Raw genomic sequence first — 11,958 nt, forward strand, 5'->3', positions numbered from 1 at the left:
TTAATCCTATCCAGCTGTGGGGGGGCTGGTCGGAGTAAGAGTGGGGTGGGGGAGGAGAGGGTGGGTCGCTCGGTTTTTTCTCCCCTCCCCCCGCCCTCTCGTCGCGCGGCTCAGCTGAAGGAGTCGCCGCAGGCGCAGGAACCCGTCGCGTTCGGGTTGTCGATCGTGAAGCCCTGCTTCTCGATCGTGTCCACGAAGTCGATGGTGGCGCCGCCCAGGTACGGGGCACTCATGCGGTCGGTGGTGACCTTGACGCCGTCGAAGTCCTTCACCACGTCGCCGTCGAGCGAGCGCTCGTCGAAGAAGAGCTGGTAGCGCAGGCCGGAGCAGCCGCCGGGCTGGACGGCGACGCGCAGCGCCAGGTCCTCACGGCCTTCCTGGTCGAGCAGGGCCTTGACCTTGGCCGCGGCGGCGTCGGTCAGGATGATGCCGTCGGTGACGGTGGTGGTCTCGTCCGATACGGACATCTACATCTCTCCAAGGTTGTACGGAGACTGCTTGCCGACGGTTCCAACCGGCGGGGCCGCGGATTCATTCCGGGACGGACCCGTGTCTTGCTCCTCGGCCTTCCCTTCATGCTCGCACACGCCCCGGAGAGCGAACAGCGGCTGTGGACGGCGGCTCGGGCACCGGGATTCACGTCACACCGACACAATGGGCGTCGTCAAACTGACGTGAACCGGTTATGATATATAGCGTCAGTTCGACGAAAAGTAGAAAGGGTGCGTGTCGTGACCACCGCCCAAACCCAGGAGCTCGACGTACAGCCGTCGCCCCTCGCCCTGCTGCTGCTCGGCCGCGAGGCCGACCCGAGGAGCGAGCGCGGCGTGGAGTGCCCCGGCGACCTGCCCTCGCCCTCCGACCCGGACCTGGTCGCGCGCGCCCGCGCGGCCAAGGAGAAGCTCGGGGACAAGGTCTTCGTGCTCGGTCACCACTACCAGCGCGACGAGGTCATCCAGTTCGCCGACGTCACGGGTGACTCCTTCAAGCTGGCCCGGGACGCGGCCGCGCGCCCGGAGGCCGAGTACATCGTCTTCTGCGGTGTGCACTTCATGGCGGAGTCGGCCGACATCCTGACCTCCGACGACCAGAAGGTGGTCCTGCCCGACCTCGCCGCCGGCTGCTCCATGGCGGACATGGCGACGGCCGAGCAGGTCGCCGAGTGCTGGGACGTGCTGACCGAGGCCGGCATCGCCGAGCAGGTCGTGCCCGTCTCGTACATGAACTCGTCCGCGGACATCAAGGCGTTCACGGGCAAGCACGGCGGCACCATCTGCACGTCGTCCAACGCCAAGCGGGCCCTGGACTGGGCCTTCGAGCAGGGGGAGCCCTCGACAAGCAAGGTGCTGTTCCTGCCCGACCAGCACCTCGGCCGCAACACCGCGGTGCGGGACATGGGCATGTCCCTTGAGGACTGCGTCCTCTACAACCCGCACAAGCCGAACGGCGGGCTGACCACCGAGGAACTGCGCGCCGCGAAGATGATCCTTTGGCGGGGTCACTGCTCGGTGCACGGCCGCTTCAGCCTCGACTCGGTGAACGACGTGCGTGAGCGCATACCGGGCGTCAACGTGCTGGTGCACCCCGAGTGCCGGCACGAGGTCGTGGCCGCGGCGGACTACGTCGGCTCGACCGAGTACATCATTAAGGCCCTGGAGGCGGCCCCGGCCGGTTCCAAGTGGGCCATCGGCACCGAGCTGAACCTGGTCCGACGGCTGGCGAACCGTTTCGCTGCCGAGGACAAGGAGGTCGTCTTCCTCGACAAGACGGTCTGCTTCTGCTCGACCATGAACCGCATCGACCTGCCGCACCTGGTCTGGGCGCTGGAGTCGCTCGCCGAGGGCACCCTCGTCAACCGCATCGAGGTGGACAAGGAGACGGAGGCGTTCGCGAAGCTGGCGCTCGAGCGGATGCTGGCCCTGCCGTAGCGGGTTCTTTCCCACCCGCCGCCCGTGCGGGATGTTCAAAAGGCGCAGGTCCCGCCCGACCACCTTCGGTGTCGGAGCGGGACCTGCGCCCTTTCGCGGTCTCAGACCTTCGCCGGTTCCGACGCGTCCGAGGCTTCCGCCTGCGGCGGCACGTCGCCGCCCTTCTTCGCCGCCTTCTTCTTCGCGCGCCGCTCCTTGCGCAGTTCCAGCATCGCGTAGAGCGTCGGGACCAGCAGCAGGGTCAGCAGGGTCGACGTGATCAGACCGCCGATCACCACCACCGCCAGCGGCTGGGCGATGAAGCCGCCCTCGCCGGTGACGCCCAGCGCCATCGGGAGCAGGGCGAAGATCGTCGCCAGGGCCGTCATCAGGATGGGCCGCAGACGGTGCCGGCCGCCCTCGATGACCGCTTCGACGACGCCGTGGCCCTGCTTGCGGTACTGGTTGATCAGGTCGATCAGCACGATCGCGTTGGTGACCACGATGCCGATCAGCATCAGCATGCCGATCATCGCCGGGACGCCCATCGGGGTGCCCGTGGCGAGCAGCAGGCCGATCGCGCCGGTCGCCGCGAACGGGATCGAGACCAGCAGGATCAGCGGCTGGGCCAGCGACCGGAAGGTGCCGACCAGCAGCATGAACACGATCGCGATCGCCGCGAGCATGGCCAGGCCCAGGTTGACGAACGCCTCGTCCTGGTCGGCGGTGACGCCGCCGATCTCGGCCGTGGCACCGGCCGGCAGGTCCAGACCGTTGATCTCCGACTGGAGTTCCGTGCCCACCGCGCCGGTGTTGTCCCCGGTCGGCTTGGCCGTGATGGTCGCCGCGCGCTGCCCGTCGATGCGGGTCATCGACACCGGGCCGTCCACCAGCTCGACCGTGGCGATGTCGCCGAGCTTGGCCGGACCCAGGTTCAGGGTCTTCAGCTGGGCCAGCGTCTCGGCCGGCTGAGCCGACCTGATCACGACGTCGCGCTCGGTGTCGTCGAGGATCGCCTTGGCCGCCGGGGTGCCGCGCACCGCCTGGGCGACGGCCGCGCCGAGCGTCTGGTCGGTGAAGCCGACCGCGGCGGCCTTCGCGTTGGCCTTGACCGAGATGCGCGGCACGCTCTGCGCCAGGTCGCTGGTGACGTCGGTGACGTCGTCGAGCCCGGCGACCGTCTCGCGGACCTCCTCGGAGGCCTCGCGGAGCACCTGCGCGTCGGCCGCCTTGACGACGACGCTCAGATCCTGGCTGCCGAAGCCGTCACCGGCGGCGACCGTGGTGGTGCCGATGCCGTCGAGCTTCGCGAGCCCGTCCTCGATGTGGTCCTGGACGTCCTCGGCGTTCGCCGAGTCCTCCAGCATGAGCTGGTACGAGGCCTGGTTGGTGTCAGTGCCGCCGCCGAAGGCGGCCATGAAGCCGGACGAGCCGATGGTGACCTGGTAGTCCTTGACGCCCTCGGTGTCGCCGAGCAGCTTCTCGACCTTCTCGGCCTGGGCGTCGGTCGCGGCCAGGCTGGTGCCGGGCTTCAGCTCCTGCTTGATGCTGAGGACCTTCTGCTCGCCCTGGTCGAAGAAGTTCGTCTTCAGCAGCGGCGCCATGCCGAACGTGCCGAGCAGGACGACGACCGCGATGGCCACGCTGGTGAGGCGGCGGCGGGTGGCGAAGCGCAGGACGGGGACGTAGAGGCGCTGGAGGCGGCTCTTGGCCTCCTTCTCCTCGGCCAGCCTGCGGGCCTCGTCCGCGTCCTCGGGGGTGCCCTTCGGCGGACGCAGGAACCAGTACGACAGGACCGGGACGACCGTCAGCGACACCAGCAGGGAGGCCAGCAGCGCGGCGGTCACGGTCAGGCTGAAGGAACCGAACAGCTCGCCGACCATGCCGCCGACCAGGCCGATCGGCAGGAACACGGCGACCGTGGTGAGCGTCGAGGAGGTGACCGCTCCGGCGACCTCGCGGACCGCCTTGAGGATGGCCTCCTGGCGCTCCTCGCCGTAGCCGAGGTGCCGCTTGATGTTCTCCAGGACCACGATCGAGTCGTCGACGACCCGGCCGATGGCGATGGTCAGCGCGCCCAGCGTCAGCATGTTCAGCGACAGGTCACGGGTCCACAGGACGATCAGCGCCAGCACCACCGACAGCGGGATGGAGACCGCGGTGACCAGGGTCGAGCGGATCGACGCCAGGAAGACCAGGATGATCAGGACGGCGAAGAGCAGACCGAGCCCGCCCTCCGTGGTCAGACCCGAGATGGCCTTGGACACCGCCGGGCCCTGGTCGCTGACGACGGTGAGCGTCGCGCCGGAGCCGAGCTGCTCGCGCAGGTCGGGGAGCTTGTCCTCGACGGCGTTCGAGATGGCGACCGCGCTGCCGTCGTGGTCCATCGTGACGGCGACGGAGAGGCTCGGCTCGCCGTTGGTGCGGGTGAGGGAGTCGGCCTTGGCCTCCTCCTCCTGGACGGTGGCGACGTCACCGAGGCGGACCGGCTTGTCGACGCCCTCACCGGTGACCATGAGGTCCTGGATCTGCTTCAGCGAGGTGAAGCCGCCGCCGACCTGGACGGTGCGGTTGGCGCCGGCCTCGTCGAAGGAGCCCGCGGGGACGGTCGCGCCGCCGGCCTGGAGGGACTGGGCGAGGGCCTGCGGGCTCACGCCGGCCTTCGCGAGCTTCGCCGGGTCGGGGGTGACGGTGACCTGGACGTCGCGGACGCCGTCGACCACGACCTGGGCGACGCCGTCGACGTCCTTCAGCTCCGAGACGACCGTCTTGTCGAGCTGGTCGGCCAGCGCCTGCTGGTCCTTGTCGGAGGTGACGGCGAGGACGACGGTCGGGATGTCGTCCGTCGAGCCGGAGATGACCTGCGGGTCCACGTCGTCCGGGAGCTGGGCGCGGGCCCGGTTGACGGCCTGCTGGACGTCGGCGACGAGCTGCTGGGTGCCGTTGCCGTAGTCGAAGGACGCCATGATGACGGCGTTGCCCTCACTGGCCGTCGCGGTGATGCCGGAGATCCCGTCGACGGCTTCGAGGCTGTCCTCGATCGGTTCGACGACCTGCTTCTCGACCACATCCGGCGAAGCGCCCTGGTACGGCGCCAGCACGGACACCATGGGCAGTTCGATGGTGGGCAGCAACTGCTGCTTGAGCTGGGGGATGGCGATCGCGCCGAAGACGAGCGCGACGATCGACATCAGGCCTATCAGGGCCCGTTGCGCGAGGCTGAATCTCGACAGCCAGGACATGGGTCAGGGTCTCTCTTCTGTGGCCGAGCGGAGGGGACGGGGCACATCTGTACGCCCACCCCACACCCTGGTCCATGAGTGACCCCGGTTCCCTAGGTCCCAGGTCCATTTCCTTATGCGGCGCATACTCCCGCCGCAGTACGCCGGGGCGGCGGTCACTCCACCCTTGGACGTACCAGCCCGGATTCGTACGCGATGACGACCAGTTGGGCCCGGTCGCGGGCGCCCAGCTTGGACATGGCCCGGTTGACGTGCGTCTTCACGGTGAGCGGGCTGACCTCCAGCCGCTCGGCGATCTCGTCGTTGGAGAGCCCGCCGGCGACCTGGACCAGCACCTCGCGCTCGCGCACGGTCAGCGTCTCCAGCCGCTCGGCGCGGGCGGGGTCGCGGTCCTCGCCGGCCGTGCCCTCCTGGGCGAGGAAGCGGGCGATCAGCCCCTTGGTGGCGGCCGGGGACAGCAGCGCCTCGCCGCCGGCCGCGACGCGGATCGCGCTGAGCAGTTCCTCGGGTTCGGAGCCCTTGCCGAGGAAGCCGGAGGCGCCCGCGCGCAGCGACTGCACCACGTAGTCGTCGACCTCGAAGGTGGTCAGTATGACCACGCGGACATGGGCGAGGGACGGGTCGGCGCTGATCATGCGGGTGGCGGCGAGGCCGTCGGTGCCGGGCATCCGGATGTCCATCAGCACCACGTCGGCCCGCTGCTCGGCGGCCATCCGGGCCGCCTCCGCGCCGTCGGACGCCTCCCCCACCACCTCCATGTCGGGCTCGGAGTCGACCAGCACCCTGAAGGCGCTGCGCAGCAACGCCTGGTCGTCGGCGAGCAGGACACGGATCGTCATACGGGGCCCTCCGCGGCATCGGTGCGGTTCCTGATCGGAAGGATCGCATGGACCCGGAACCCGCCTCCGTAGCGGGGACCGGTGGTGAGGGTGCCGTTCACGGCGGTGACCCGCTCGCGCATGCCGAGCAGGCCGTGGCCGCCGCCGTCGGCGGGGGCCCTGGGGGCCTCACCCTCGCCGGCGCCGTCGTCGAGCACGGTGACCTCGATGTTCGGCCCCACCCTCACGACGCTGACCTCGGCCTTCGCCCGCGTCCCCGCGTGCTTCTGCACGTTGGTCAACGCCTCCTGGATGATGCGGTAGGCGGCCAGGTCGACGGCGGTGGGCAGGTCGGTGCCCTGATCGGTGCGGGCCACCTCGACGTGCAGCCCGGCGTGGTGGAAGGTGGCGACGAGTTCGCCGAGGCGGTCCAGACCGGGGGCGGGTTCGGTCGGGGCCTTGGGGTCGTCGGACTGGCGGAGCAGACCGACGGTGGCGCGCAGCTCGTCCAGCGCGGAGCGGCTGGCCGCCCGTACGTGGGCGAGGGCCTCCTTGGCCTGGTCGGGCCGCTTGTCCATGACGTGGGCGGCGACCCCGGCCTGGACATTGACCAGGGCGATGTGGTGGGCGACCACGTCGTGCAGGTCGCGGGCGATACGCAGCCGCTCCTCGGCGACCCGGCGGCGGGCCTCCTCCTCGCGGGTGCGCTCGGCCTTCTCGGCCCGGTCGCGGATGGCCTGCACGAAGGCACGCCGGCTGCGGACCGCGTCCCCCGCGGTGGCGCCGATGCCGGTCCAGGCGAAGACGCCCAGGTTCTCCTGCGCGTACCAGGGCAGGGGCCCGGCCAGCATGGCGGCGCCGGTCAGCACCGTCATCGTGACCAGGCCGACCCGCCAGGTGGTGGGGCGGTCGGTGGAGGCGGCGACGGTGAAGAGGGCGACCACGGCGGACATGACGACGGGGGCACGGGGGTCGCCGGTGACGCTCTCGGCCACGGAGACGCCGCCGGTGACCGCGAGGACCACCATCGGAGCGCGGCGGCGGAAGACGAGCGCCGCGGCACCGACGGCCATGAGGGCCAGGCTGAGCGCGTCCGGCGTACGCAGGCCCCAGCTGACGCCCTCGGGACCGTGCGGGTCCACGAAGGAGCCGGCGACCATGCACACCAGGACGGCGACCGCGATGGCCGCGTCCAGGGCGGAGGGGTGGGCGCCGATGGTGCAGCGGGCGCGGGCGAGGGTGCTCACGGCGATTTACGGTAGCTGGAGTGGGCGTGTCTTATGAGTGGGCCCGCATTCAGTGGGCGTTGGCCGGGGGCTGCGCCCCCAGACCCCCGCTTCGGCCTGAACGGCCTCGTCCTCAAACGCCGGACGGGCTGAAAGTACCGGACGGACTGGAAGTACCGAACGAGCTGGAGGTACCGAACGAGCTGGAGGTACCGGACGGGCTGGAGGTACCGGACGGGCTGGAGGTACCGGACGGGCTGGAAGTGCCGACCGGTGTCCGTCAGGAACCCCCCGGGATCAGGCCGTCGTCGCTCAGTAGCTCGCGGACCTCCTCCAGGGTGGCGTCCGGGGACGGGAGGATCAGGTCGGACGGCTCCAGGAAGTCGTCCGGGACGGGCTCGCCCAGTTCGCGGACCTTGGCCAGGAGGGCCTGGAGGGTCGCGCGGAAGCCGGGGCCGTCGCCGTTCTCCATTTCGGCCAGGAGCTCGTCGTCCAGCTTGTTCAGCTCGGTGAGACGGCCGTCGGCCAGCGTCAGCTGTCCCTCCCCCATGATCCGTACGATCATGTCGCCCTCCTAGGCGTGGGCTACTGCTTGTCGAAGCGCGGGGTGTCCTGCGGCTGCTGCTTGGACTGCGCCTGGCCCTGGTCCTGACCGCCCTCGATGGCCTGCCGGTCGGAGGTGCTGCCCCCGGACAGTTCGGCCTTCATGCGCTGCAGTTCCAGCTCTACATCCGTACCACCGGAGAGCCGGTCCAGCTCGGCCTGGATGTCGTCCTTGTGCATGCCGGACTGGTCGTCCAGGGCGCCGGAGGCGAGCAGTTCGTCGATGGCGCCGGCCCGGGCCTGGAGCTGGGCGGTCTTGTCCTCGGCCCGCTGGATGGCCAGGCCGACGTCGCCCATCTCCTCGGAGATGCCGGAGAACGCCTCGCCGATGCGGGTCTGCGCCTGGGCGGCCGTGTAGGTGGCCTTGATGGTCTCCTTCTTCGTGCGGAAGGCGTCCACCTTGGCCTGGAGGCGTTGGGCCGCCAGGGTGAGCTTCTCCTCCTCGCCCTGGAGGGTGGCGTGCTGCGTCTCCAGGTCGGTGACCTGCTGCTGGAGCGCGGCGCGCCGGGAGAGCGCCTCGCGGGCCAGGTCCTCGCGGCCCAGCGCGAGCGCCTTGCGGCCCTGGTCCTCCAGCTTGGACGACTGGGACTGGAGCTGGTTGAGCTGAAGCTCCAGGCGTTTGCGGCTGGTCGCCACGTCGGCGACGCCGCGGCGCACCTTCTGGAGCAGCTCCAGCTGTTTCTGGTACGAGTAATCGAGGGTCTCGCGCGGGTCCTCGGCCCGGTCAAGGGCCTTGTTGGCCTTCGCGCGGAAGATCATCCCCATACGCTTCATGACACCGCTCATGGGCTTCGCGCGCCCCCTTCTGACCGACTCCAGCTCCAGCACCTGCGACAGAACCCACAGTACGGGCCCTGCATCCATTACCGCACTGTTCGGGGACGGATGCGCTCATCCCCAAGGACGACTGCGTACTCTCCCGGTCCGGCGTAGGGAGTAGGTGCTCCCCGGGGTTGTCCGGAATGACCCGGTGCCCCGGGGTGTACGCAACGTCCCCTCTGTCCACTTACAGACGACCGGCGTTGCCGGATCGTTCCCCACCGGACTGGGGTCCACACCCCGGCACCCCGTACCCTTGGGTTTTGTGTTCCGTAGCCGCGCCAAGGAAGAGAAGTCACCGAGCCTCGTCAAGACGCCGGTGACCGACTCCAATCAGCCCCGTGACCCGCAGGCCCCGAAGGGCAGGCCGACGCCCAAGCGCAGTGCGGCCCAGTCCCAGCGCCGCAGCGTCGCCAACACCCCGATGACGCGCAAGGACGCCGCCAAGCGTCAGCGCGAGGAGCGCCGGACCGCGATGGCGCGCCAGCGCGAGGCGCTGGCGAAGGGGGACGAGCGGTACCTGCCGGCCCGTGACAAGGGCCCGGTCCGCAAGTTCGCGCGCGACTTCATCGACTCGCGGTTCAACATCGCGGAGTACTTCCTGCCGATGGCCGTGGTCATCCTCGTGCTGAGCATGATCCGGGTGGCCTCGCTGCAGAACGTGGCGCTGCTGCTGTGGCTGGTCGTGATCGTGATGATCGTGCTGGACTCGATCGTCACCGGCGTCCGGCTGAAGAAGCGTCTCGCCGAGCGCTTCCCGGACGAGCGCCGACGCGGCGCGGTCGCCTACGCGCTGATGCGCTCCCTCCAGATGCGCCGGCTCCGGCTGCCCAAGCCCCAGGTCAAGCGCGGGGAGCGGCCCTGAGCACGACGCCGTTCGCCGGCGGCGCGGCCGATGCCTGGCTGGACAGGCCGGGTGGTCTGCGGGACGTCGTACGGCGGGAGCTGGTGGCCCGGCAGCTGGACGAGCAGATAGCCGGGCGCTTCCCGGTCGGCAAGCGGCTGCGGGTGCTGGACGTCGGCATGGGCGAGGGCGTCCAGTCGCTCCGGCTGGCGCGGGCCGGGCACCAGGTGACCGGCGTCGAGCGGGACGCCACGATGATCGCCGCGGCACGCGGCGCCCTGGCCGGCCAGCCCGAGGGCATCCGGGAACGGATGCGGATCGTCGAGGGCGACGGCCGGGACACCGGCGTGCACTTCCTGCCGGGCAGTTTCGACGTGGTGCTGTGCCACGGGGTGCTCATGTACGTCGAGGAGCCCGACCCGCTGCTCGCGGGGCTGGCCCGGATGCTCGCCCCGGGCGGACTGCTGTCGCTCCTGGTCCGCAACGGCGACGCGCTCGCGATGCGCCCCGGCCTGCGCGGCGAGTGGGCCGACGCCCTGGCGGCCTTCGACACCACCGTCTGTCGTGACGGTGGCGGCATCGAGGTCCGCGCGGACCGGCGGGCGACGCTGACGGCCAAGCTCGCGAGCATCGGCGCCCCGCTGCACACCTGGTACGGCGTCCGGGTCTTCACGGACACGGCACCCGACGACGCCCACGTCCCGGACGGCCTCGAAACCCTGCTGGCCGCCGAGGAACGGGCCGGCCGGACGGACCCGTACCGCCGGATCGCGGCGCTGCTTCATCTGTGCGGGGTGCGGGGGTAGGGCCGGGGCAGTACCGCGCGGCGCCCGTTCGGGGGTTCCCCGGGGGCCGCGTTCCCGGTGCGCGTCGAGACTCGGGGCATGGACGCTTCCCACGCTTCCCGTACCCGTGTGCCACGGCTGCTCGGCCCGGTCGCCGCGCTGGCCTGCTCCCTGCTGCTCGTCGCCGGCTGCTCCGGCGTCGGGTCCGCTCCGGGCGCCCGGAGCGAGCGGGAGGGCGACACGGCTCAGGCCGCGGCGCCGCGCGCGGCCAACGATCTGCAGGCCGACTACGAGCGGGTGATCAAGGACGTACTCCCGTCGGTCGTGCAGATCCAGGCGGGCGACTCCCTGGGGTCGGGGGTCGTGTACGACGACAAGGGGCACGTCGTCACGAACGCGCACGTCGTCGGTGACACCAGGTCCTTCCGGGTGACGACCGCCCGCACCGAGGACCCCCTGGCCGCCGAACTCGTCTCCTCATACCCCGAGCAGGACCTCGCCGTCATCAAGCTGGACAAGGTGCCCGACGGCATGAGGGCGGCCCGCTTCGGGGACTCCTCGAAGGTCGGGGTCGGGCAGATCGTGCTGGCGATGGGCTCGCCGCTCGGGCTGTCCTCCAGCGTGACGCAGGGCATCGTCTCGGCGACCGGGCGGACCGTCACCGAGGGCAGCAGCGGGGGCGGTACGGGCGCGACCATCGGCAACATGGTGCAGACGTCCGCGGCCATCAACCCCGGCAACAGCGGTGGCGCCCTGGTGAACCTCGACAGCCAGGTGATCGGCATCCCGACGCTGGCCGCGACCGACCCGGGCATGAGCGACAGCGCGGCGCCCGGGATCGGTTTCGCCATCCCGGCGTCGATGGTGAGGACGGTCGCCGACCAGATCATCGAGGACGGCCGGGTGACCGACTCGGGCCGGGCGGCGCTCGGTGTCACCGCCCGTACGGTCGTCGACGACGGCTACCGGCCCGCGGGCGTGGCCGTCGTCGAGGTCAGTGACGGCGGGGCCGCCGACCGGGCGGGGCTGCGGCCCGGGGACGTCGTCGTCCGGCTGGGCGACACGGACATCACCACGATCACCTCGCTGGCCGAGGCGCTGGCGTCGATGGAGCCGGGTGACCGGACGAAGGTGACGTACACCCGCGACGGCGACGAGCGCACCGCCGAGGTGACGCTCGGCGAACAGTGACGGAGGCGAGGGCGGCCCGGTCGGAACCGCCCCCGCCCCCGCCCGCAGGTCAGGCCCCCGGCTCCTCGGCCGCTTCGGCCGCCTCGGCCTCTTCGGCGTGCAGGCTCATCGGGCCGTAGATCTCGGTGGCGTCCTCGAACAGCCGCACCTGGTCGGTGCCGCCCTCCTTGATGTCCTTCCAGTACTCACCGATCCAGGACTCGGCGTCCCCTTGCGTGGTGAACTCCTCGGGCTGCACCGCGGGCTGGACCTCCGTCCCGCCGGCCGTCTCGAACCGCCACGTCCATGCCGCCATGTACGCCTCCAAGATGTGAGCACATGCAGAGCGGAAGCCGGATCTTGGTCCGGCCTCCGACCGCAGCCTATGCGCTGAGCCGGGTCCGCCGTAGAAGGCCGGGGAACGGGGGGCCGGGACCGCCCGCGCCCCTTAGGGGCAATGCCGTTCGGTTAGTCGTCTGGCGGGCTTGGCGATGCGTTGATCTCGATGTGGACGGCGGTTCTGTGGGTTCGATGGTCGGTGTTG

At 70.7% G+C, this 11,958-nt stretch carries 11 protein-coding genes; 4 read left to right on the forward strand and 7 right to left on the reverse strand.

Annotated features, from left to right (window positions below):
* Window positions 1–110 precede the first annotated feature (110 nt).
* Window positions 111–467 carry an iron-sulfur cluster assembly accessory protein gene (locus ACFCZF_RS27590; protein WP_053129615.1) on the reverse strand — a complete coding sequence of 119 codons (357 nt, stop codon included), beginning with the start codon at window positions 465–467 and terminating at the stop codon, window positions 111–113.
* Window positions 468–731: 264 nt separating this feature from the next.
* On the opposite strand from ACFCZF_RS27590, the gene nadA reads away from it, so the two are divergent.
* The gene (gene nadA / locus ACFCZF_RS27595) at window positions 732–1,928 is read left to right on the forward strand and encodes a quinolinate synthase NadA (RefSeq protein ID WP_376673905.1); all 1,197 of its coding nucleotides are present in this window, start codon (window positions 732–734) and stop codon (window positions 1,926–1,928) included.
* Window positions 1,929–2,029: 101 nt separating this feature from the next.
* On the opposite strand, the gene ACFCZF_RS27600 is transcribed toward nadA, so the two are convergent.
* The 5 genes from ACFCZF_RS27600 to ACFCZF_RS27620 form a co-directional block, all read right to left on the reverse strand.
* On the reverse strand, window positions 2,030–5,149 hold the full coding sequence (locus ACFCZF_RS27600) for an efflux RND transporter permease subunit (protein ID WP_376673906.1): 3,120 nt from the start codon (window positions 5,147–5,149) through the stop codon (window positions 2,030–2,032).
* A 155-nt stretch (window positions 5,150–5,304) separates the two neighbouring features.
* Complete coding sequence (locus ACFCZF_RS27605) at window positions 5,305–5,988, reverse strand: response regulator (protein ID WP_376673907.1); 684 nt, start codon at window positions 5,986–5,988, stop codon at window positions 5,305–5,307.
* Window positions 5,985–7,214 carry a sensor histidine kinase gene (locus ACFCZF_RS27610; protein WP_376673908.1) on the reverse strand — a complete coding sequence of 410 codons (1,230 nt, stop codon included), beginning with the start codon at window positions 7,212–7,214 and terminating at the stop codon, window positions 5,985–5,987. The genes ACFCZF_RS27605 and ACFCZF_RS27610 overlap by 4 nt, the downstream gene beginning before the upstream one ends.
* Before the next feature lie 259 nt (window positions 7,215–7,473).
* The gene (locus ACFCZF_RS27615; RefSeq protein WP_375923298.1) at window positions 7,474–7,758 is read right to left on the reverse strand and encodes a hypothetical protein; all 285 of its coding nucleotides are present in this window, start codon (window positions 7,756–7,758) and stop codon (window positions 7,474–7,476) included.
* Between the two features lie 20 nt (window positions 7,759–7,778).
* A complete protein-coding gene (locus ACFCZF_RS27620) occupies window positions 7,779–8,582 on the reverse strand; it encodes a PspA/IM30 family protein (RefSeq protein WP_375923338.1) in 804 nt (267 codons plus the stop codon).
* 259 nt (window positions 8,583–8,841) lie between these two features.
* On the opposite strand from ACFCZF_RS27620, the gene ACFCZF_RS27625 reads away from it, so the two are divergent.
* From ACFCZF_RS27625 to ACFCZF_RS27635, 3 genes are all read left to right on the forward strand, one after another.
* Window positions 8,842–9,480: a DUF3043 domain-containing protein gene (locus tag ACFCZF_RS27625; protein WP_376673916.1), complete on the forward strand. Its 639-nt coding sequence runs from the start codon at window positions 8,842–8,844 to the stop codon at window positions 9,478–9,480.
* Window positions 9,481–9,563: 83 nt separating this feature from the next.
* Window positions 9,564–10,265 carry a class I SAM-dependent methyltransferase gene (locus ACFCZF_RS27630; RefSeq protein ID WP_376673909.1) on the forward strand — a complete coding sequence of 234 codons (702 nt, stop codon included), beginning with the start codon at window positions 9,564–9,566 and terminating at the stop codon, window positions 10,263–10,265.
* Window positions 10,266–10,343: 78 nt separating this feature from the next.
* Window positions 10,344–11,435 carry a S1C family serine protease gene (locus ACFCZF_RS27635; RefSeq protein ID WP_376673910.1) on the forward strand — a complete coding sequence of 364 codons (1,092 nt, stop codon included), beginning with the start codon at window positions 10,344–10,346 and terminating at the stop codon, window positions 11,433–11,435.
* A gap of 49 nt (window positions 11,436–11,484) precedes the next feature.
* Here the strand turns inward: ACFCZF_RS27635 and ACFCZF_RS27640 are convergent, their stop codons facing one another.
* Complete coding sequence (locus ACFCZF_RS27640; protein WP_376673911.1) at window positions 11,485–11,730, reverse strand: hypothetical protein; 246 nt, start codon at window positions 11,728–11,730, stop codon at window positions 11,485–11,487.
* Window positions 11,731–11,958: the final 228 nt, after the last annotated feature.

The sequence above is a fragment of the Streptomyces sp. NPDC056296 genome (genome assembly GCF_042268605.1).
Lineage (GTDB): Bacteria > Actinomycetota > Actinomycetes > Streptomycetales > Streptomycetaceae > Streptomyces.

What these genes read in the sequence shown, in the direction of transcription:
- ACFCZF_RS27590 (WP_053129615.1), bottom strand. Translation starts at nt 467, where the DNA reads ATGTCCGTATCGGACGAGACCACCACCGTCACCGACGGCATCATCCTG.
- ACFCZF_RS27600 (WP_376673906.1), bottom strand. Translation starts at nt 5,149, where the DNA reads ATGTCCTGGCTGTCGAGATTCAGCCTCGCGCAACGGGCCCTGATAGGC.
- ACFCZF_RS27605 (WP_376673907.1), bottom strand. Translation starts at nt 5,988, where the DNA reads ATGACGATCCGTGTCCTGCTCGCCGACGACCAGGCGTTGCTGCGCAGC.
- ACFCZF_RS27615 (WP_375923298.1), bottom strand. Translation starts at nt 7,758, where the DNA reads ATGATCGTACGGATCATGGGGGAGGGACAGCTGACGCTGGCCGACGGC.
- ACFCZF_RS27620 (WP_375923338.1), bottom strand. Translation starts at nt 8,582, where the DNA reads ATGAGCGGTGTCATGAAGCGTATGGGGATGATCTTCCGCGCGAAGGCC.
- ACFCZF_RS27635 (WP_376673910.1), top strand. Translation starts at nt 10,344, where the DNA reads ATGGACGCTTCCCACGCTTCCCGTACCCGTGTGCCACGGCTGCTCGGC.
- ACFCZF_RS27640 (WP_376673911.1), bottom strand. Translation starts at nt 11,730, where the DNA reads ATGGCGGCATGGACGTGGCGGTTCGAGACGGCCGGCGGGACGGAGGTC.